Raw genomic sequence first — 22,517 nt, forward strand, 5'->3', positions numbered from 1 at the left:
GTGCCGCCAGGGATTGGCTAAAGCGCGGTATCTTTATCGATACCGCGCTTTTCTCTTCCTCCGAATAGAGGGCGCGCGCTTCAATCCCACCTAAAAGTGGCGAGATTCCCTCGCTGCCCCCCTGAAAAATTCCCGCTTCCGCTGTATCCTGCGCGCGAAAACAAGAGTGGAGCTCTCTACATGTATATCAGCAGCGCGTTTGACAGCGGCAATATCGAAGTTATCAATACCGACAGCAACCCTATTGAGCTGGCCATCCGCCAGGACAACCAATCTGACTTCTATCAGTGGTTTCACTTTCGCCTGGAAGGTGATATTGGCACCAGCTACCCTTTGCGTATCGTCAACGCCGGCAAATCAGCCTATCCGGAAGGCTGGGAAAACTACCGGGTTTGCGCCTCTTATGACCGCCAAAACTGGTTCAGAATCGGTGCCAACTACGACGGCAACACCCTCGACTTCACCGTAACCCTGGATGAGCCCAGCATTTACCTGGCTTATTTCGCCCCCTATTCCTGGGAGCGCCATCTGGACCTACTCGCCTGGGCACAGAGCCATGACCTAGTCAAACTGCAAACCCTCGGTAAAACCCTCGATGAGCGCGATATGACCCTGCTCACCATCGGCAATGCCGATACTGCCAAGCACCGGGTTTGGATGATTGCCCGTCAGCACCCCGGAGAAACCATGGCGGAGTGGTTTGTAGAAGGTTTCCTTGATGCCCTGCTCGACGATGCCAATCCAGCCGCACAAAGTTTGCTGGCAGATACTGTATTTTATGTCGTACCCAATATGAATCCCGACGGCAGTGTTCGCGGACACCTGCGCACCAATGCAGCCGGCGCCAACCTGAACCGCGAATGGCTCAACCCCACCATGGAGCGCAGCCCGGAAGTCTTCCTGGTAAGAGAGAAAATGCTGGAACTGGGCGGGGATATTTTCCTGGATATTCACGGCGATGAAGCCCTGCCCTACAACTTTGTCGCGGCTTGTGAAGGCATTCCCGGCTATGACGAGCGCCACGCCAAGCTGGAAGAGACCTTTAAACAAGCTTATACCGCCATCAGCCCTGACTTCCAAACAGAGCACGGTTATGAGTTGGATAAGCCCGGTGAAGCAAACCTCACTATCGGCACTGCCTGGGCCGGGCACCAGTTCCGCACCCTGGCCCTGACCCTGGAAATGCCGTTTAAAGATAATGACGACCTACCCGACCTGATCGAAGGTTGGTCACCGGCACGCAGTCAGCAGCTCGCTCGCGATATTCTTTTCCCGATTCGCGAAACATTAAAAACGATGGCGTAACCGCCTAACCCCACTTCCCCTAGCCAGCCCGGCCAGGGGAAGTTCCGCCTATTAAAATTCAGCCAATATTCAGCGACTGAACGGCTAGCGCTGCACCGCCCTACTCCCTGTATCCAAGCAAGTCACCTACAACGCTTCAGAAGTACTCAATATCATTTTCCATATCACACGGTTATTGATTAGCCGGGTAATCGCGCGATCACTTCCCTCTATTCTGGAATAGAAAAAAACAACCGAGCCATTTTGTGCAATACAACCTTGCATACAAATCATCTTTTAATCGGTTCAACTGTTAATTTATCAACAACTCAGGACTCCCGCCGAGCTTAAAAGCGGAAAAAACCACACTTTGCCACACCGAGCCTCCTAAACTTCAACACCAGAAAAACAATAAGCCGAAAAATTCTAAAAATAAAATGCACACCACGCCACACCCCCAGAAAAATTAAAACGCCTCACCGGCAAGCGCCACTACTCACCCCGGAGAAAAATAATGAAACACACCGCCAAACTATTCATACAATCGATCACTATCGCGCTACTTCTTACTCCCTCCCCCCTCTGGGCCGACAATATCTCAGACTTCCAAAATAGCTGGAGCGGTGTTGCCCTAGACCTACAGCGCCAAATAGATAACCACACACCCATGAGTGAAAACAATATTCTCGGCACCCACAATTCTTACAATTCAGAGGTGTACCGCGCCTGCAATTTTTCAGTGGGATGCCGCTACCTGGACCCTCAGCAGGAGTACTCGATAAAAGATCAACTGCGCATGGGCGCGCGATTTATAGAGTTAGACATACACTGGACAACCAAAATGGAGAGCCTGTTCTCCTATCCGAAAAGGCTGCTTCTGTGCCATGGGCTTTGCAGTATCAACGATAAATATGCAACAGAAGGATTTAATGAAATCAAGGATTGGCTAAATGACAGCTCCAATCAGGACGAGGTGATTATTTTATATATCGAGGACCATTCCGATGAACACCATCAAGATCTGTACGACCAAATAACCGATAGATTCGGCGAGAAAATTTTCTACAGCGGCGGCTGTCAGAGCATCCCCAGCGCCCTGACAAAAAATGATGTGCTCGCTGCAGGCAAGCAGGTTGTCCTGTGGAAGGACAATGGCTGCTCCGCAAACGGCGATATGAAAAATATGGCATTCACCGGTTTAGGGGACATAGGCCGCGTTTGGGAGGACAGGACCGCAACGGGTACCATCGGAGAAATTTTTAATGGTGGAATTGAGCGAATCACTACCGATGATGTACGCAATGGCTTTGCTATAGGGCACAATATTATCAATCTCGATGATATGAATATCAGCGATGGGCGGATTGCCGCAGCCATTTGGTCCTGGGACCAGGGTGAACCCAACAACCTGAACAACGAAGACTGCGCCATGCAATGGAGCAACGGACGCTGGAATGATGCCAACTGTAGCAACCAGTACAGCTTCGCCTGTAAAAATACCGCAGATGGCAGCTGGCTGGTCAGCGCCTCCACAGGTCCATTCTCTTATGGCCCGGGGGTATGCCAAGCGTTTGGCAGCGACTACCTGTTTGCCACCCCCACCAACAGTCAAGACAACCAGGCCCTTAAAGCGGCAAAGGAAGCTACCGGCTACGACAATGTATGGATAAATTACCAAGACCAAATTAACGAGGGGCAGTGGCAACACCATTAAACATCCAGATCAGCAGATAGAGAGCCTCTGAAGCAGCAGATTAAGCAGGGGGATTTGCCCCCTGCCCACAGACAAACCCGTAGATTCCGTCAAACAAAAACCCACACCTCAAGTAAACCCAGGCAGCAGAAAGGGGATGCTATTTAGCGTCTGGTCACACTCTCCCCTCTGCTAATCGCTGGCATATCGTTAGTTAAGATAAGATCAGGCATAATCAGCCCCCTAACAAGACTGTCAGGATAAAATTATGCGAATTCCTACCACCTGGCGCCGCCTTGGCTTAGCTATAGCCATCGGCAGTGTTATCAGCGGTTGTAGCAAGGGCAACGAAGAAGTCAGCTCACAAGCCCACAGCCATAAAGAGCACCTCGAACACGGCACTGAAAAACTCAGCCTAAACGCGGCGGAAAAAGCGCAGATCGATCTTGTCGCCGCCGACCTGCACAAGCATATCGCCGTACTGGCCTCCGATGAATTTGAAGGCCGCGCCCCCGCCAGCAAGGGCGAGGAGCTCACCGTCAACTATTTGGCGGAGCAATTTAAAGCGCTCGGACTAACCCCGGGTGCAGTGGACTCCGAGGGCAACCTCAGCTGGTTCCAGGAAGTCCCCATCGTAGAGATGGATATTCAATCCACCGCGCTGACCATCCGCGGAGAGGGAGTGGGCCAGGAGCTGCAACCGATTGACGATATGGTGGCGTTTACCCAGCGCCAAACCAGTGCCTCCAGCCTCAAAGACAGCGAGTTGGTTTTTGTTGGCTACGGTATCGTCGCCCCGGAAAATAACTGGAACGATTACGCAGGCCTGGATATGGCAGGCAAAACTGCGGTCATTTTGGTAAATGACCCCGGTTATGCCACCCAGGACAAGGCGCTATTTAACGGCAATGCCATGACCTACTACGGTCGCTGGAGCTACAAGTTTGAAGAAGCTGCCCGCCAGGGCGCCGCAGGGGCCATTGTCATCCATGAAACTGGCGCAGCCGGTTATCCCTGGGAAGTCGTAAGCGGCTCCTGGTCCGGTGCCCAGGTCAGCCTCGAAGCGGAAAATCAGAATGTTGACCGCGTGGCAATTGAAGCCTGGATCACCAACCAAGCCGCCAAAGACCTGTTCCAGGCCGCCGGCCTCGATCTGGGTGAAGAGATGGCAGCGGCGAAAACTCCCGGTTTCACCCCCAAACCCCTGGAGTTAAACGCCAGCATCGAACTCAGCAACCACCTTGAGAAATCCAACTCCCGCAATGTGGTTGCCAAGTTACCCGGCAAAAAATATGCAGATGAAACGATTGTTTACACTGCCCACTGGGATCACTTGGGGGTTAATAGAAACACTTCCGGTGAAGACCATATCTTTAATGGCGCCGTAGACAACGCTACCGGCACCGCCGGACTGCTGGCCCTGGCCGCCCAGGCCGTTAAAGAAGAGCAAGCCGATCGCTCCCTGGTATTTGTTGCCGTCACCGCCGAGGAATCCGGACTACTCGGTTCCAAATACTATGCCGCCAACCCCGTTGCACCACTGGAAAAGACGGTAGCCGGCTTTAACTTCGACGCGATGAATGTCCTTGGCCCAACCAAAGATATCACCGTGATAGGTTACGGTAGCAGCGAACTGGAGCAGCTCTTGGAGAGTGCAGCAAAAGGGCAGGATCGCTACCTGGCCGCTGAAGAGCACCCTGAGCGCGGCTACTTCTACCGCTCAGATCACTTCAGCCTGGCAAAAGAAGGCGTGCCAATGCTGTATTTTGATTCCGGCAGCGAAAACCATGAGCACGGCCGCGAGTGGGCCCAATCCAAAGACAAGGAGTACCTCAGCCAGCACTACCACAAGCCCGGCGATGAGTACGACCCCAACTGGAACCTGAAAGGCGCCGCAATGAATCTGCAACTGGGCCTGCAATTGGGGCTGAAGCTGGCAAATAGCCGCGACTGGCCCAACTGGTACCAAGGCAACGAGTTCCGCGCTATTCGCGATGCCAGTGCCGATAGCCGCAAATAAATAGGCAACGCTTCCCCGTGGTGACACCTCCCCGGTGTCACCACCTCTTTCCCTCCGTCAGACGACGCCTTTCCTACAGCGTTTTTTAAGCCAATAAAAAAGCCCCGCTGTCTCCAACGGGGCTCTTATGCGATTTAACGCTTCAGCTAAATATCGGCTTAAGCGGCGCTCGCAGCCTCAAGCTTTTTCAGCTCCTCATCGCGAAGCTCACGGCGCAAGATTTTGCCAACATTGGTTTTCGGCAAGTCCTCGCGGAACTCCACTTGCTTTGGCACTTTATAAGCGGTCAGATGCTCACGACAGTAAGCCACCACCTCATCTTCAGTTAAAGATGGGTCAGCCTTCACCAGGAACAGCTTAACCTGTTCACCGCTCTTCTCATCCGGAATACCGATCGCCGCCGCTTCAGTCACCTTCGGGTGTGCGCTGATCACGTCTTCAATCTCATTGGGGTACACGTTGAAGCCGGACACAATAATCATGTCCTTCTTGCGGTCCACGATCTTGATGTAACCATCATCCTGGACAACCGCCATATCACCGGTGTTCAGCCAACCTTCGCTATCGATGGTGTCCGCAGTGGCTTCCGGACGCTGCCAGTACCCTTTCATCACCTGGGGGCCGCGTACACACAGCTCACCGGGAGAGTTGTTCGGCAGGTCATTGCCGTTTTCATCGACAATCTTAATCTCGGTACCGGGAACCGGCACACCCACAGTACCCAACTGCACACCGTCTGTGGGGTTAAATGAAACAACCGGCGAGGTTTCGGTCATGCCGTAACCTTCCATAATCATACAGCCGGTCATCTCTTCCCAGCGCTTGGCGGTATCGCGGGTTAACGCCATGCCACCGGAGGCCGTGGAGTGGAGTTTGCTGAAATCCAGTTCGGCAAAATCCTTGTTGCGCATCAGGCCATTAAACAGGGTGTTAAGACCAACAAACCCGGTGAAGCGCAGGCCCTTCAACATTTTCACAAAACCCGGGATATCGCGCGGGTTCGGCACCAACAGCGAGTGGTTACCCGTGGAGAAAAGGCACATGCAATGGATGGTAAATGCGTAGATATGGTAGAGCGGCAAAGGCGCTACGTAGAACTCCTCGCCCTCCTTCATGCCAGAGGCAAATGCAATGCGTACCTGCTCCATATTGGCAACCAGGTTGCCATTAGTCAGCATTGCCCCTTTGGCAACGCCAGTAGTACCGCCGGTATACTGTAAGACCGCGATATCTTCTTTAGTGCGCTGAACATCCTCATGGGGGCGTTCAGCGCCTTTTGCCATGGCATCGCGGAAGCGAACTTCATTGGCAAAAGAAAATTCAGGCACCATTTTCTTAACGTACTTCGCCACACTATTGATCAAGGTACGTTTCAGCGGGCTGTGCAGATCCGCAATTTCGGTAACAATAACTTGTTTTACATCGGTTTCAGCAACCACGGCAGCAGCGGTATCGGCAATATTCGCCAGTACAACCAGCGCTTTGGCTCCCGAGTCATTCAACTGGTGTTTAAGCTCGCGCTGTGTGTACAGCGGATTGGTATTTACGACAACCAGACCTGCGCGCAGTGCACCAAAAACAACGACCGGGTACTGCAACACGTTGGGCAGCTGGACAGCGATGCGATCACCGGGCTTCAAGTCGGTATGATTTTGTAAATAAGAGGCGAATTTTCCACTCAGTGCGTCGATATCACTGATTGAAAGTGTGCGCCCCAGGCATGTGAAAGCCGGCCGGTCACCGAATTTGGCGCAAGCGCCTTTAAAGACATCAAGTATGCTGCGATCAATGTCCAACTCTCTTCTCCCATTCCTGATTGTTGTTGTCGTCGCTTGCCCACATCTTCCGTCTCCATAGACGAAAGTTGCCATATCTCTGAGCGAGCGAGAATTTATTTATTGTTTGTAGTATCTTTGAGACAGTGAAAAAGAAGGCTTGAAAACCTCTCTTTACCGATCTCCCTCTTCAGTATTCGCAGGAAACAAACCTGCCAATGCTGCGGCCATTTCGCGATTTCCAGAGTATTGAACATCCCCCAAAAGAAAGGCGTGACGTCCACTTAATTGGCCGCCCAATATAGCACTGAGGGTACTATTTTCCATTTCCAATGTTAGTTCTGGATTGTCCGCCTGACCAAATTCGGAAATCACTTCGTTGTCTTTAGATGCCCCGGTGACATAAACATAGAAATCACAGGCATCCGGCAGCCGGAACTGTACCCGAGCCTGCGGGTAGGAACAAGCCAAGCGACACAGGCGCTCCTGAACTGAATCCGGCAATTGCATCGGAAATTCTCCGTTTTTAGCCGCCTAAATACTCACAAAAAAACCGCCGGCATTGCCGGCGGTTTTTTTTACTAGAGCGGGATTAGAATGCAAAATGCTCAGCATCCAGTTCCATCAAGTTGTCCGCTCCACTCAACATCGCAGTTGCGTGGCTGGAAGTGCGGGGGAGGATACGCTCGAAGAAGAAGCGCGCGGTGGTAATTTTCGCTTTGTAGAAATCTTCTTCGCCGGTGCCCGCTGCCAGTTTTTCATTGGCAACTTTAGCCGCCTGCGCCCACAGGAAGGCCAGCACGGTGTAACCGGAGAACATCAGGTAATCGACGGAAGCGGCACCCACTTCGTCGGGGTTTTCCATCGCTTTGCCGCCAACGTGCAAGGTCAGGTCGCCCCACTGCTTATTCAGCTCCTGCAGCTTGGCCACAAACGGAGCCAGCGCTTCGTTGTCAATTTCTGCCTGGCAGAACTTATGCACCTGCTTGGTGAAGCCGCGCAGCAGTTCGCCCTGGGTCATCAGAACCTTACGGCCCAGCAGATCCAGAGCCTGAATACCGGTGGTGCCTTCGTAGATTGTGGAGATACGCGCATCGCGTACGTTCTGCTCCACGCCCCACTCAGCAATATAACCGTGGCCACCGAAACACTGCATACCCAGGTTGGCAGATTCAAAACCGGCTTCAGTCAAAAACGCTTTTGCAATCGGCGTCAGGAAGGCCAGCATATCGTCGGCGGCTTTCTTCGCGTCAGCATCACCTTTGTGAGTGATATCAACCAGCTGCGCGCACTTAACCACCAGCATACGGCCACCTTCGGAGAAGGCTTTCTGGGTCATCAGCATGCGACGCACGTCAGGGTGAACAATAATCGGGTCAGCCGGGCCTTCCGGGTTTTTCACGCCGGACAGAGAACGCATTTGCAGGCGATCTTTTGCGTAGGCCAGGGACTTCTGGAAACCGATCTCGGAGTGAGCCAGGCCTTGCAGAGCAGTGCCCAGGCGCGCAGTGTTCATAAAGGTGAACATATAGCTCAGGCCTTTATTTTGCTCGCCGATCAGGAAGCCTTTAGCGCCGTCAAAGTTCAGCACTGCGGTGGCGTTGCCGTGGATGCCCATTTTGTGCTCCAGGGAACCACACACCACGCCGTTGCGCTCGCCGGCAGAGCCGTCGGCATTCGGCAGGAACTTGGGTACGATAAACAGGGAGATACCCTTGGTACCGGCAGGTGCATCTGGCAGGCGGGCGAGAACGATATGAACGATGTTGTCGGTCATGTCGTGCTCACCGGCAGAGATAAAGATCTTGGTGCCAGTAATCGCGTAGGAGCCATCGTCGTTGGGCTCAGCCTTGGTGCGCAAAATGCCCAGGTCGGTGCCGCAGTGGGGCTCAGTCAGGCACATGGTGCCAGTCCAGCTACCTTCAACCAGCTTGGTCAGGTAAACCTGCTTCTGCTCTTCGGTGCCGTGCTCTTCCAGAGTGTTCATGGCGCCGTGGGACAGGCCGGGGTACATGCCCCAAGACCAGTTGGCGGTGCCAACCATCTCGCTCATGATGGTGCCGAGGGAGGGCGGCAGACCCTGACCACCGTACTCCGGGTCGTGAGCCAACGCAGCCCAACCACCCTCTACAAACTGTTGGTAAGCTTCTTTAAAGCCTTCAGGGGTAGTGACTTCACCGTCTTTCCAGGTGCAGCCCTGCTGGTCGCCAATTTGATTCAGCGGCGCAATGATGTTTTCACAGAACTTTGCACCCTCTTCCAGGATGGCATCCACGACATCAGGAGTAGCCTCCTCATATCCAAGTGACTCATAATGCTTTTCTGAGTCCAGCATCTCACGCATTACGAAACGCAAGTCACGCAGTGGCATTTTGATATCGGTCATCCTGATACCCTCAATTCGCTTATGTTCGAGACCGGTGGTAAAACCATCCAGTCATAGTTATGACTAATTTCTAAGGTTGGTTCATCATAGTAGTAAGCGAGCAACCCTCTCTATGGCCAAACCCGTCCAAAGCGGTGACAAATCGAGGCGAGAGGGTAGAAAGAAGTGGCTGGCCTGGTCAAATATCCAGGCCAGCTGCGGCGCGACCGCCCCGGCGGTACTCGCCTGGCGTGATTCCCGTCCACTTTTTGAAGGCGCGGAAAAAGGCACTGGATTCATCGAACCCCAGCATCTCCGCAATCTGCCCATTGGAGAGATCCGGGCAACTCAGGTAGTGAAAAGCGGCCTCCATCCGACATTCGTCTTTGAGCTTTTGGTAGGAGGTACCCTCCTGCTGTAAGCGACGGCGCAGAGTTGTGACCGACATATTGAGCCTGTCCGCCACCGCTTCTGCCGCCGGCATAGACTCGCTCACATCCCGGTTCAGAATGGTCTTCACCTTGGTCTTGATACTGTTGGCGCTGCCGTCACTGATCACCAGGTGGTAGGGCGCGGTACGAATAAAATCCTCGACCATCTGCGGGCTCTGCACCACCGGATATTCCAGGTAGCGGGTATCGTATTCGAGCGCATTAAACGGCTGCTCAAAGAGCAACTCGTTGGCCTCGCTCTGGGCGAGACTGCGAAATTCTTCCGGGCAGGCAAATGAGAAGTGCAACCTGGCCAGCGGAATTTCCCGCCCGGCCAACCAGCAGTAAAAGCGGTGCCAAACCGCCAGGGTTGTGCGCACCACACTGGGACTTGTGGCGCCCAGCAACTGCTCAAATTCGCCGTTAGCCAGCGAGCTGATACCGCGAATTTCAACCCGCTCGCGCCCGTGCGCGCCCTCCTCCAGGACCGGTTTAACCTTAAAGCCCCGACAGATTTCCATAAATTCGGCACACAGCGTAATCGCCTGCCTGAGGGTCGCACAATTGACCACCGCCAGGCACAACAGGCGAAAAGAGCCCGAACGGACCCGGCCGCCGCTCAGCATGCCAAACCACTCGTTTTGCGCCAGCCACATCACGCGCTGGTACAAACGACCGTACTTCACTGCTGAAAATGCAGAGACACCCTGCAATTCAGTTTCAGCAATATCCACAGAAGCCAAAAGCTCCTTGCGATCACATCCGTGCCTGGTCGCCTCCTCGAGCAAGCGCTCAAGGTAGGCAATGGGGATGCGAATATCCTCTTCTGTTGACGCCATCTATTATTTACGCCTGCGCAACCAGTTCAACAAAGCCCCGCACCCAAATGCCAGAGCGATGATGGCGAGCAGCGCCACCAGGAGAAGAGAGAAATAGGTAACAACATCCTTAACAGGCAGGTCCCAGCTGTAAACTGCCGCCACTACAAAGGCGACACAGGCGAGAACACTGGTAATAAAGGAGCGGCGACTTCTTTTAGCCATGGTGATCTGGGTATATTGGTTTTCAAAACAGGGGAGTCCGCCACATTGTGCGGCGCTACCATTATATTGTCGGCACCCTGTGCCGACGCGGCGTCGAATCGTGAGGGATTGGCAGGTTCCTGTCAACGCCGCAGGAGGCACCAATGAGCAGAAGGATGCTGCAACCAGAGGATCGAGCCACGCTACTGAGGCTGTTGCGCTGGTTTATGTGCCTGACTGGTATTATATCGATAATAGTGTTGGGAATCGCCCTCTTTGCCCCTAACTGATCAGGCCGCCCCTGGCCAGGTGAGCGGGATCCAACAGTTCCTCAAGTGTTTCTCTGTCCAAATCCGTCATTTCAACGGCAACATCCAGCACCGGCCGGCAACTGGCATAGGCCTCTTTGGCGATCTCCGCCGCTTTCAAGTAACCGATTACCGGGTTGAGCGAAGTCACCAAAATAGGGTTGCGCCCCAGGGTTGCATCGATATGCACCCGGTTGACCGCAAAGCTGGCCAGCGCTCGATCCACCAGCAGAGTCGATGCATTGGCGAGCAGGTTGATACTTTCCAGCAGCGTGCTGCCCACCAGGGGCAACATCACATTCAATTGGAAGTTGCCGCTCTGCCCCGCCACGGTCATGGTGGTGTCATTGCCCATCACCCGGGCACACACCATAGTGACGGACTCGGCAATTACCGGGTTCACCTTGCCCGGCATAATACTGCTGCCCGGCTGCTGGGCCTCCAGGGCGATTTCGGACAGGCCCGCAAGGGGGCCGCTGTTCATCCAGCGCAGGTCATTGGCAATTTTCATCAGCGCAACCGCCAGCACCTTGAGCTGCCCGGATAATTCCACGGCAGTATCCTGACTCGAAATCGCGGTAAAAAAATTCTCTGCCGGGCAAAACTGCTGGGATGTGTGTGCGCTGATTTTTTGTGCGAATAATTCGGCAAAGTCCGGGTGCGCATTGAGTCCGGTACCAATTGCCGTACCGCCCTGGGCCAGCTGGGCCAGTCGCGGCATTACCGCGCGAATCCTCTCCCGGCACGCCTCTATTTGCGCCGCCCAACCGCCCACCTCCTGTGCCATCGTCATAGGCACCGCGTCCATTAAATGGGTGCGGCCGGTTTTTACAATGCTCTCGAGTTCGGCAGACTTATCACATAAACCACTGTGCAAATGGCGCAAAGCGGGCAGCAGGGTATCGCGCACAGCGAGCAGCGCCGACACGTGGATTGCTGTGGGCACCACATCGTTACTGCTCTGGCTCATATTCACGTGATCATTGGGGCTAACGATCTGATCACTGTGTTTTTCTGCAAGGTGAGCGAGCACCTCGTTGACATTCATATTTGAGCTGGTACCAGAACCTGTCTGGTAAATATCGACGGGGAAATGAGTGGCAAGCTCCGCATCGTTGAGTTTGTCGCAGGCGCCGATAATGACCTCTGCCTGCGCCTTATCCAACAACCCCAGATCCCGGTTGGCCTCTGCGGCAGATTTTTTTATCAGCACAATTGCGCGGATAAACTCTGCGGGCAAACCCTGGCCACTGATCGGAAAATTCTCTACGGCACGCTGGGTTTGCGCGCCGTACATCGCCTCAACCGGCACCTGAACTTCGCCCAGGCTATCCTTTTCAGTGCGGAAGTTACCACCCATCTCAATCTCTCCGGGTGCAGTCAGTGCACCGATAGAAAGTTATTTGGCCGCTGCGGTCTTACTCGACCACAACGGTGATTTTCTTAGACATCACGGGCTTTTTATGAGGTACGTGCAGGTAGTTGCCCAGCACCAATTGCAGCGTATGCTTGCCCGGCGGCAAGGTAAGCTGGGTTTCGGTTTGTCCACCGCCAAAGTGGATAAGGTGGTCACTCGCCGGCAAGGGCTTGGTCATATCCGGCATTTTGTCCACGTCGATCAACAGGTGATGGTGGCCCGTGTTGTCCCGGTCAACTCCCGCAGGCGCCACCCCCATACCGGACAAACCAAACCTTACAGTAAAAGTCCGGGGTACCTTTTCTCCATCCTTCGGCGAAATAATATAGACCTTCGCATCCGCAGGAGCCTTGCTGCTGATATCCATTTTGCTTTCGTGCCCGGCCGCATGCAGTAGCGGCGACAGCATTAATGCGCTGGCAAACAGCAGAGAACTGGTTTTAGTCATGTGTATTTCTTCCTGATAGGGCGCCCAGATCGCGCCAATTCTTATAGTCTGGCTTTACAGCTTGTCAGCCACGGCACCGCAGTACCGTTAGGCCAAGACACTTTAACAGACCAAATTTTCAGTTCCAGAGACTATCAGGGAATATAGTTGCGGAGAGGGAAAGGGAGATAGGATTTGTGACAGGGCTGTCGATTTGGGGCAACCCTGCCACAGGCCGGTGGCGGAGAGGCCCCAGCCGGATCTAAAAATCAGATACTTACCCGCCCCTCCTGGGTCCACTCACAGCGCACTTGCATATCGCCGCTGCCGGGCTCGTGGTAGAGACCCGCCGACTCCCAGCTGAAAGAGTGAACCCCCGAGAGTTCAGTTTCCAAATGTACCGTTGCCGAAACCCAGTACATACTCTTTAGAAGCTCTTCAAACTTTTGTATCCACAAATCCCATTCGTACTCTACCGCTCGGTAGGAAGCGCCAAAGTGAATAACATCCGTTTGATATTGGGACTGCTTTACCTTGATGGTGGGAATGGCAAACATATCCCGACACAAGAATGGCCATTCATCGGCACTGGGCAGAGCGAGCACCGCATTGCGGTTTACCCTGCGCCGATCACTACCGCCGGAGAGGCTATTGCTGTCTTTAATACAGCCGTAAACGATGGATTCCTGATCGCCCTGAAGCATTAATTCCATTCCTTACCACAGTGCCGCCGGACATCAGGTACCCAGGGCAAAATAGATCTAAGGTGTCAACTGTAACGGCGAAGCGACCAGAAAGCCACAAAACAAAGCGCGAACCTGCCAAGTGCGCAAAAGTTCGACAACTCAAGCCATCCAATGGCGCTTCACCCCCACTGTGAAAAACTAGATCTCAAAACCCCTTTCGCGCAGCATGTCGAGAAGCCCCTCTTCATCCATCACCGCAATACCCAGCTCCTGCGCCTTGGTCAATTTAGAACCGGCGCCGGGCCCCGCAACCAGGGTGCCGGTCTTGGCAGAAACACTTCCCGCCACCTTCGCGCCCAGCTGCTGCAAGTAATCTTTTGCCTCACTGCGCGATAGGGTTTCCAGCTTGCCCGTTAGTACCCAGGTCTGCCCCGCCAGGGGCTGGTTCTGCTCGTCACGCTCCTCTGCCTGCCAGCGCACACCCGCCTGCTGCAACGCTTCGACCTCTTCCTGAGCATGGGGCTGCTGGAAAAATTCAGCGACAAAGTGGGCAACGACCGGGCCCACATCTTCAACTTCCTGCAACGCCTGGACATCTGCCGCCATCAGTGGGGTTAACTCGCCAAAGTGCCGCGCCAGATTGCGCGCCGTGGCCTCACCCACTTCGCGAACCCCCAGGGCATAGAGGAATTTCGGCAGCGTGGTTTCCTTGCTGCGCTCCAGTGCATCGAGGAGATTCTGCGCGGATTTTTGCCCCATTCGTTCAAGCCCCGCCACCTGCTCCAGCGTCAGGTGATACAACCCGGATACCGAGTGCAACAAGCCCTCGTCCACCAGTTGCTCCACCAGTTTGTCGCCGAGCCCATCGATATCCATGGCCTTGCGCGAGGCGAAATGCTTGATCGCCTGCTTGCGCTGGGCACTGCAAATTAAACCGCCGCTACAGCGGACCACCGCCTCACCGGGGGTGGATTCCACCGGCGAACTGCACACCGGGCAGTGGCTGGGAAACTCTATCGAGCGACCTCCCGGCTTGCGCTTGCTCTCCACCACAGAGACCACCTGCGGGATAACATCCCCGGCGCGGCGGATAATTACGGTGTCCCCCACCTGCACCCCGAGGCGCTCAATCTCATCGCGATTGTGCAAAGTGGCATTGGAAACGGTAACGCCACCGACGAATACCGGCTGCAGGCGAGCAACCGGCGTTACCGCTCCGGTGCGCCCCACCTGAAATTCTACGTCCAACAGCTCTGTCATTTCCTCCTGAGCGGGAAACTTATACGCCATGGCCCAGCGCGGCGCGCGGGCGACAAAACCGAGGCGGCGCTGCAGGGGAATACTGTTGACCTTAAAAACAATGCCGTCGATATCGTAGGCGAGGCTGTCGCGCTTCTCGCCGATTTCGCGGTAGTAATCGATACAGCCCTGGATATCTTTAGCGACACGCATTTCCCGGTTTGTGCGAAAGCCCCACTGCCCGAGTAATTGCAGGGTCTCGACGTGCTCTTCCGGCAGAACACCGCCCTCCACCAGACCTGCGCCGTATACACACAACTCCAGCGGTCTCTGTGCCGTTATGCGGGAGTCCAGCTGGCGCAGACTGCCAGCAGCCGCGTTGCGAGGGTTAACAAAAAGCTTATCGCCCGCCTCGGCGGCCTTGCGATTCAGCTCGGCAAAGCCCGCCTTGGGCATATAGATTTCACCGCGCACTTCCAATACCTGCGGGTATTTTTCGACACCATCGAGCTGGCGCAAGCGCAGGGGCACCGATCCCACGGTGCGCACATTCTGGGTGATATCCTCACCGGTCGTGCCATCGCCGCGGGTCGCCGCTCGCTCGAGCACGCCATCGCGGTATAAAAGACTGATAGCAATACCGTCTAACTTGGGTTCACAGGCGTACTCTACCGGCCCCTTGCTGTTGAGGCGCTCGCACACCCGGCGATCAAACTCCAACAACTCTTCATCGTTAAAAGCGTTATCCAGTGACAGCATCGCCACTTCGTGGCGAACCTCTTGAAAAGAGGAAAGCGGCTCCGCCCCCACCCGCTGGGTGGGAGAGTCTGCGGTTAATAACTGGGGATATTCACTTTCGAGCGCCTGTAGTTCGCGCAGGCGCCGGTCGTACTCGGCATCGGGCAACTCGGGATCATCAAGTACATAATATTGGTGATTCGCACGCTGGAGAATTTCGTGTAATTCCTGCACGCGCTCGCGCACTTGGGGGGCAATAGTTTGATGAGTCATCGGCAATTCGAGTGAATAAAATAATAGTTAGAAAATTTTTTTCGATTCTACATGCAAATACGGCCCGAGCTTACGGCTAATTTCCACAGGAAAAATCAACCGGCATCGGGCCGCATTAAAATGGCAACAATTTATTAAAGACCGCGCTTAGCCCTGCGCCATAGCCAAGGTTCGGCGACGCTGGTACTCCACGACCCGCTGGCGGTAATGCTCCGCTGTCTGCGCGGTAAAGACACTGCGATTTTCGTCTTTCAATTCGCCGCCGAGTAATTTGGCAATTCGATATGAAGTGGAGAGCAGTTGATCGAAAGCCTTGATTGCCTCCCCCTCCACCGGCAGTGTCAGGAACAGGCTCACCCCCGGTGTAGCGAACTCTTCCATTTGCGCCAAATCAAAAATACCGGGTACGACAATATTGGCGAGACTAAAGATCACCGCCCCGTCGGCACCGCCGTGCTCGTGGTAGTGAAAAATATTCATTTCACCAAAGCGCATACCACAGGCCACCATCACCCGAAGCAAATCATTGCCCTCAAAGTAATCCCCCTCCGGCGCCATCACGTTAATAACCAGCACCTCGCGCGCCGGGGCGGCTTCATTGGCACTGTCGGAACTCGGGGAACGGGCCGGCTGCTCGATATGGGAACTCTCAGGTACCGCTTCGGGTTCAGGAACATGAGCGCCATCCATCGCGCTGAGACTTTCGGCCTCGTCCAGCGCCGGTTCGTAGCGCTGCTCCTCTCCCACTGACTCCATCAGCGTGGGGACCTGCTCTTCCAGATCGAAAACACTCGACTCCTCAACCCCTCTCTGCGGGCTGCTGCCGGCGAGGGGTTTGCGCGAGGAAATAAAGCTCTCCTGCACCTGGCGATTCACATGCAGGGCATCCTCCGGTGGGCGGCGGTGCACTACCCGCGCCTGCCCGGGCAATTCACTATTCGCGGACTTGGGCTCTCCCCGCTCGCGGGGTTTGCGTACCGAGGCTTCAGCCTCGGCCTTTTCAGTCAGCGGGTCCACTTCGTTTTTCACTTCAGATTGCATGGCCCGCGACAGGTTGCGAGAGACTTTCACTGCCGCGCGCTGCCGCAAGATCGCCCGGCGTACGCCGTCGACCACAATAACCAACAAAACGACAACCAGGATTGTAACCAGCCAGTTATCCATTTTTTAGCGCCTCTCCCTTTACGCCTTATGCAGAAGCCAGCTCGGCTGCTTCTTCCACATTTACCGACACCAATCGGGAAACACCCGGCTCGTGCATGGTCACCCCTAGTAGCTGATCCGCCATCTCCATTGCGATCTTGTTGTGGGTAATATAAATGAACTGAACGTGTTCTGACATTTCTTTAACCATTCGTGCGTAACGACCAACGTTAGCATCGTCAAGGGGGGCATCCACCTCATCCAGCATACAGAACGGTGCTGGATTCAGACGGAAAATCGAGAATACCAAAGCGATCGCTGTCAGCGCTTTTTCACCACCCGAGAGCAGGTGGATAGTGCTGTTGCGCTTACCCGGCGGCCGGGCCATGATCGCGATACCAGTGTCGAGCAGATCTTCGCCAGTGAGCTCCAGGTAGGCGTTACCGCCACCGAACACTTTCGGGAAGAGTTCCTGCAAGCCCGCATTTACCTGATCAAAAGTTTCCTTGAAGCGGGTTCTCGTTTCCTTGTCGATTTTCTTAATTGCATTTTCCAGAGTCTCCAGCGCCTCCATCAGATCCCCGTGCTGGCGGTCCAGATAGTTCTTGCGCTCGGACTCCTGCTTGTATTCATCGATAGCGGCGAGGTTGATCGGCCCAAGGCGCGAGATACGCGCAGCTACCAATTCCAAATCTTCCTGTACCTGTTTGATCGTCAGATCGCCAGGCAATTGCTCGAGCAGCTGATCGATATCGTGCTCACTTTCGCGCAGCTGTTCTACCAAGCCGTTGCGCTGCACTTCCAGGGTCTGCGCAGCGAGGCGCTCCTGCTCGAGCTGGGCGCGCACCCCCTGAAGGGCCGCCTCAACTTTATGGCGCTCCTGCTCCTGCTCGCGCAGGCCGGTCTCCACCTCTTCCAACTTTTTGCGCGCATCGGTGAGTTCGGTTTCCACCTCAATGCGCTCGCCGAGCTTTTCCTCCAGCTCAGCCTGAAAATCCTGTGAGGGGTCCTGGGTCTCCTCCATTTGCTCCTGCAATTGCTCGCGACGACTGCGCAAACGCTCCAGCTGCTCACTCATCACCTGCAAAGTGCGCTCGAGAGACACCATCTGGGTGCGCACGGACTGTTCGCGCATAGCCAGTTCGTGGGCGCGGTCCTTGTCCTCGCGCGCGCGCTGGCGCACGGCATCGAGAGCTTCGCGCAATTCTTCCCGGCGCGCCATTAGCGTTTCGCGACGATCGGTATCATCACTCATCGCCTCAACGGCCTCTTGCAACAGCAGGCGCGCTTCCGATAGGGATTCCCCCTCCAGCGCCTGCTGCTCACGCACCTCTTCAATTTCCTGCTCGATTCGGATACGGCGCTCATTCATCTGCTCGGCACGCGCTCGGCGGGCGGACAGCTGACTGCGCAGCTCCCCCTCGCGCCGCCCGAGCTGCTCGGACTCAGTGCGAGCTTGTTCGATCGAGCGCTCGATATCGAGGGTCTGCGTACGCAGGGACTCCCTTCGCTCGGCAATACTCTCTATCTGCTCTTCACACAGGGCCAGTTCCTGCCCCAGGATTTCGAGATCCTGCTTGCGTGCCAGAACCCCGGCCTCCGCATCGCTGGCGCGATTTACCCGCAACCAGTTGGGGCCGAGCCAGAGCCCGTCGCGAGTCACAATAGACTCGTGGGCCTGCAAACTTGCACGCTGACACAGCGCCTCCGTTAAATCCTCTGCGATGTAAATCCCCGCGAGGATACCGGAGAGAGAAGCCGGCCCCTGAACTCTATCCTGTAGTGCGGGAAGTCCCCCCGCAACACCGCTACTGACTGCGCTGTTATCGATCAGTACTGCCTGGCCGCTCTCCAGTGCCGCCAAACCTTCAGCTAAAGACTCAATCTGCTCAACACACACCGCCTGTAATTGCGGGCCGAGGATGGTCTCCACCGCAGTTTCCCAACCGGACTCGGCCTTAATCTGATCGGCGAGCCGAGGTCTGTCTGTCAGAGCCTGCTGTTGCAGCCAATTTTCAACTGCCTTGCCCTGCCCTAGAGCGGCTTGCTGCAAGGCCTCCAGGGACGCTTGGCGGCCGCGCCCGGTCTGCAACTGCAAGCGCAATTGATCGAGCTCAGTAGCCAGCTCCCGCTCCTGTAGGCGGAGACGATCCAGAGACTCGCGGCGCTCCGCCGCTTCCTCGCGGCGCTCTTCAGCCTGCATTTCCAGCTCGACCAGCTGCTCATTCAGCTGCTGTGCCTCTTCGTCATCGTCGGAGGTCTGGAGGCCGGACTGCTCCGCCACTAGCTTGTTGATTCGCTCCAGCAGGCGCTGGCCAGAAGTTTCCAGATGCTGGATGCGGGATTGCTGCACCTCTGCTTTCTGGCGGGAGCCAGAGGCCCCCTGGTTAAACTGATCCCACTCGTTCTGCCAGTTGCGCATCTGCTCTTCAGATTCGAGCAGTGCCGCAGCGGACTCCTCCTCTGCCGCCAGAACCATCTCCAAGTCCGGCAGAATAATCTCAAGCTCCTCTTCAAACTGGGCCGCTTTTTCGCGATCCACTTCGAGATTGGTCTCCGCCTCGCGATACTCCTGCTCGGTTTGCGCCATATCGGAGTGCAGGCGAGTAGAGCGCTCCCGGGCGTGGGCAATACTCTGCTCCAGGCGGGCAATATCCCCGCCGACGGCGTAGAAGCGCCCCTGCACTTCGTTAAAGCTGTCGGAGAGTTCGTGGTAACCCACGCGCTTTTGCTCGATACCGGTGTCACAAGTCACCTGGCGGGTAACCAACTCTTCAACCGTGAGTTCAAGCTCACCTATTTGCTGCTGCTTGGCCTTGGACTGGCCATCCAGCTCACGGTATTTGAGCGCCTGTAAGTTGGCCTTATAACTGCGCTCTTCTTCTTTAAAACGACTGTATTTTTCCGCCGCCGCCGACTGCCGCTCCAGGCGGGATAACTGGCGGTCCAGCTCATCGCGGATATCCGTGAGGCGCTCCAGGTTTTCAGAGGTGCGTCGCATCCGATTTTCCGTATCCCGGCGGCGCTCCTTGTATTTGGAAATGCCGGCGGCCTCTTCGATATAGACGCGCAGTTCCTCGGGCTTGGCCTCGATCAACTTGGAGATCATGCCCTGCTCAATAATGGCGTAGCTGCGCGGCCCCAAACCGGTGCCCAAGAAGAGATCGGTGACATCGCGGCGGCGACACTTTTCACCATTCAGGTAGTAGGTATTCTGCGCTTCCCGCGTCACCTTGCGTTTTACCGAGATTTCCGCGAAGGAGGCATAGGCGCCAGAGAGCTTGCCCTCAGAGTTGTCGAACACCAACTCGATTGAGGCCTGCCCCACGGGCTTGCGGCCACTGGAACCATTAAAAATTACGTCCGTCATGGAATCGCCGCGCAGGTTTTTTGCGGAGGATTCCCCCATTACCCAGCGCACGGCATCGATGGTGTTGGATTTACCACAGCCATTGGGGCCCACCACCGAGTTGAGGTTTGTCGGGAAATAGACGGTGGTAGGGTCAACAAAAGACTTAAAGCCCGCAAGCTTGATGCACTTCAGACGCATGTATTTATAAACTCGATATTCTTCTCTGCCGGGCGGGACACCAAACCTTCAATTTTACTTGGTGCCGCCGGAGCATTCCGCGCTATTCTTCACAGTAATTCAGCCGGGATTATCAACCCAGCTACGCAGGGGTCAAGCCAAATATGGCGACCGCTGCTCTATGCCAATTTATCCCAACAGGGCTCATCAACGTTGGGACTATCCAGGCCTGCGGCCCATTAGACGCAAGATTGCGACCGAACCGCAAATAAAAATGAGGCCACAGCTTACACTGTGACCTCATTTTCGACAGTCACAGCCGGTTACAGCTGACTATCAATCACTATTAATTGAGCCTCACCCCAGCGCGCTTTAGGCAGCTCGCCGATGATTCCCTGCCAATCTCCCGGCGCCGGACGCGCATCCCCCTTAATCGCCAAGCGCGCCACCAACTGCACAGTGTCAACTGTCGCAATGGAGCTGCCCGGCATCATTGCGCGGGATTCATCCAGCACAACCTCTGCCGGCAACTGCCCGGCGGTGAGGCGCACGATCGCCAGCGGCATGGGGCTCGCAGCACTGCGCGCATAAATAAACACCGGCGTAGATGCCGGGGCTTCAACGCCCTCAGCCAACGTAACTTTCAGACGAATCTGCGGGCCCTTGTCCTTGTTATCAACCTCAGCCGGCACCGCTACAATCTCACCACTATCTGCCAGAGCACTTTCAGCCCGCGCCACGCCAGCCTGAAGCGCCTCTGCGGCGGCAGAGTTCGGCGGCAGCTGGGCGAGAGCCAACTGCCAGTGTTGGCGGGCCTTGCGATAGTCACCATCCTCAAAGGCGGCAATACCTGCAAGCCCCAGCACGGTGCCATTCGACGGCTGTACCTGTAGGACCTCTTCCACCAGCGTACGGATCTCTACAGTTATCTTGGAGCCGCCAGCAAAAAATAGTGCCTGCGCCAACTCGGCTTTAACATTGGCCGCCTGGGGCTCTCGGGCAACAACATAGCGGTACGAATCTACCGCGCCGGCGAGATCTCCACTCACCAACAGGCGCTGCGCCAAAACATAGCGACTGCTCAAGTCATCGGGATGGCTCTTAATTCGCGCCTGTAGCTTGCGGGTAATCTCCGCCTCCTGCTCCGGGGTCGTCTGCCCGCTCCGACTGGTCAGCATATCCCGATACAGATCCACTTCAGCTGGGCGCTCGGAATATGTATAGATGGCCGCCGCCACAAGGGGCACGAGAAAGGCCAGGACAATCAGCAGCCGTCCGCCGCCCCGCTTAGTCTCAGAGGACTCATCGCCCTGCTCGGCTGCCAGTAACTCCCGGGCAAGATCCGCCTCCAGCTGAGCATACTGTTTCTCATCCATAGCGCCGCTCTGCACTGCCGCGCGGAGTTCCTTGCTGCGCTCCCGATAAAGCGCAGCCATAGCCTCGCGTTTGCTCTCACCGCCGCGACGTCTCCCTGCGGCCCTGAGAGCGGGGAGCAAAAATACAAATGCCACCAACAGCAGCAACAGAGCTATGCCAAACCAGATATCAATCATTTACTTTCCTTCCCACCTTTGCCTTCATCTACCGCTTCCTCTCCCAGCAACTGCTTTAATCGACGCCGCTCTTCGTCGCTGAGTTCCCCGCTGGCATCATCCTGCCGGGCCCCAGTACCACTCCTCGAGCGCATCACAATTACAATCAAAGCCAACAGCCCGATAACGGCAAAAACCCCGGGAGCCAACCACAAAACCAGCGTATTTTTCTGTACAGGCGGCCTATAGAGCACAAAATCCCCATAGCGGGCCACCATGTAGTCAACAATTTCCTGGTCCGTAAAGCCCTCTTCCAGCAAGCGGCGGATTTCACGGCGTAAATCCGAGGAAATAGAAGCGTCAGAGCCCGCCAGGTTTTGGTTTTGGCACTTGGGGCAACGCATCTCCTCAATAAATACGCGATATCTTGCATCCAGCTCGGGGGAGGACAGCTTTTCGGTCTCCACCACCGCTTGTGCGGCAATAGACAGACAAAACACACCGAATGCCAGTGCGAGTTGGGCCAGCCAGGTCTTCTGTGTCACAGTTTCTCTCACGCTCTATCCAACGGGAATTGGGGCGATTATAACAGCGTCGCCCCCTGCGGACACGCCCACACATTCACACAAAAGCGC

At 55.5% G+C, this 22,517-nt stretch carries 16 protein-coding genes; 3 read left to right on the forward strand and 13 right to left on the reverse strand.

Annotated features, from left to right (window positions below; genetic code table 11):
• The first annotated feature begins 180 nt into the window (after positions 1-180).
• The 3 genes from ACJJIK_RS06815 (at position 181) to ACJJIK_RS06825 (ending at position 4,997) form a co-directional block, all read left to right on the forward strand.
• A complete protein-coding gene (locus tag ACJJIK_RS06815) occupies positions 181-1,305 on the forward strand; it encodes a M14 family metallopeptidase (RefSeq protein WP_444930534.1) in 1,125 nt (374 codons plus the stop codon).
• Between the two features lie 493 nt (positions 1,306-1,798).
• Positions 1,799-2,998, forward strand: a complete 1,200-nt coding sequence (locus ACJJIK_RS06820) for a phosphatidylinositol-specific phospholipase C domain-containing protein (RefSeq protein WP_444944564.1) — start codon at positions 1,799-1,801, stop codon at positions 2,996-2,998.
• Between the two features lie 247 nt (positions 2,999-3,245).
• Positions 3,246-4,997: a M28 family metallopeptidase gene (locus ACJJIK_RS06825; protein WP_444944565.1), complete on the forward strand. Its 1,752-nt coding sequence runs from the start codon at positions 3,246-3,248 to the stop codon at positions 4,995-4,997.
• 158 nt (positions 4,998-5,155) lie between these two features.
• Here ACJJIK_RS06825 and ACJJIK_RS06830 read toward each other — a convergent pair whose 3' ends face one another.
• From ACJJIK_RS06830 to ACJJIK_RS06890, 13 genes are all read right to left on the reverse strand, one after another.
• Positions 5,156-6,793 (reverse strand): AMP-binding protein, encoded by a 1,638-nt coding sequence (locus ACJJIK_RS06830; protein WP_444944566.1) that lies wholly within the window; start codon positions 6,791-6,793, stop codon positions 5,156-5,158.
• 153 nt (positions 6,794-6,946) lie between these two features.
• The gene (locus tag ACJJIK_RS06835; protein WP_444930530.1) at positions 6,947-7,282 is read right to left on the reverse strand and encodes an SCP2 sterol-binding domain-containing protein; all 336 of its coding nucleotides are present in this window, start codon (positions 7,280-7,282) and stop codon (positions 6,947-6,949) included.
• A gap of 82 nt (positions 7,283-7,364) precedes the next feature.
• A complete protein-coding gene (locus tag ACJJIK_RS06840; RefSeq protein WP_444944567.1) occupies positions 7,365-9,158 on the reverse strand; it encodes an acyl-CoA dehydrogenase C-terminal domain-containing protein in 1,794 nt (597 codons plus the stop codon).
• 178 nt (positions 9,159-9,336) lie between these two features.
• The gene (locus ACJJIK_RS06845) at positions 9,337-10,407 is read right to left on the reverse strand and encodes an AraC family transcriptional regulator ligand-binding domain-containing protein (RefSeq protein ID WP_444930528.1); all 1,071 of its coding nucleotides are present in this window, start codon (positions 10,405-10,407) and stop codon (positions 9,337-9,339) included.
• Positions 10,408-10,410: 3 nt separating this feature from the next.
• Positions 10,411-10,611 (reverse strand): hypothetical protein, encoded by a 201-nt coding sequence (locus tag ACJJIK_RS06850; RefSeq protein ID WP_444930527.1) that lies wholly within the window; start codon positions 10,609-10,611, stop codon positions 10,411-10,413.
• A 261-nt stretch (positions 10,612-10,872) separates the two neighbouring features.
• Positions 10,873-12,258 (reverse strand): class II fumarate hydratase, encoded by a 1,386-nt coding sequence (locus ACJJIK_RS06855; RefSeq protein ID WP_444944568.1) that lies wholly within the window; start codon positions 12,256-12,258, stop codon positions 10,873-10,875.
• Between the two features lie 58 nt (positions 12,259-12,316).
• On the reverse strand, positions 12,317-12,763 hold the full coding sequence (locus ACJJIK_RS06860; protein ID WP_444930525.1) for a DUF4399 domain-containing protein: 447 nt from the start codon (positions 12,761-12,763) through the stop codon (positions 12,317-12,319).
• Positions 12,764-13,011: 248 nt separating this feature from the next.
• The gene (locus ACJJIK_RS06865; RefSeq protein ID WP_108732626.1) at positions 13,012-13,446 is read right to left on the reverse strand and encodes a hypothetical protein; all 435 of its coding nucleotides are present in this window, start codon (positions 13,444-13,446) and stop codon (positions 13,012-13,014) included.
• 180 nt (positions 13,447-13,626) lie between these two features.
• Positions 13,627-15,678, reverse strand: coding sequence for an NAD-dependent DNA ligase LigA (gene ligA / locus ACJJIK_RS06870; protein WP_444930524.1), 2,052 nt, complete (start codon positions 15,676-15,678; stop codon positions 13,627-13,629).
• Positions 15,679-15,825: 147 nt separating this feature from the next.
• Positions 15,826-16,842 carry a cell division protein ZipA gene (zipA, locus tag ACJJIK_RS06875; protein ID WP_444944569.1) on the reverse strand — a complete coding sequence of 339 codons (1,017 nt, stop codon included), beginning with the start codon at positions 16,840-16,842 and terminating at the stop codon, positions 15,826-15,828.
• A gap of 25 nt (positions 16,843-16,867) precedes the next feature.
• Positions 16,868-20,371: a chromosome segregation protein SMC gene (smc, locus tag ACJJIK_RS06880; protein WP_444944570.1), complete on the reverse strand. Its 3,504-nt coding sequence runs from the start codon at positions 20,369-20,371 to the stop codon at positions 16,868-16,870.
• A 302-nt stretch (positions 20,372-20,673) separates the two neighbouring features.
• Positions 20,674-21,903, reverse strand: coding sequence for a c-type cytochrome biogenesis protein CcmI (ccmI, locus tag ACJJIK_RS06885; protein ID WP_444944571.1), 1,230 nt, complete (start codon positions 21,901-21,903; stop codon positions 20,674-20,676).
• A complete protein-coding gene (locus ACJJIK_RS06890; protein ID WP_444930520.1) occupies positions 21,900-22,427 on the reverse strand; it encodes a cytochrome c-type biogenesis protein in 528 nt (175 codons plus the stop codon). Before ACJJIK_RS06890 ends, ccmI begins: the two co-directional genes overlap by 4 nt.
• Between the last annotated feature and the right edge of the window lie 90 nt (positions 22,428-22,517).

The sequence above is a fragment of the Microbulbifer regidiadema (SeqCode) genome, assembly GCF_052466995.1.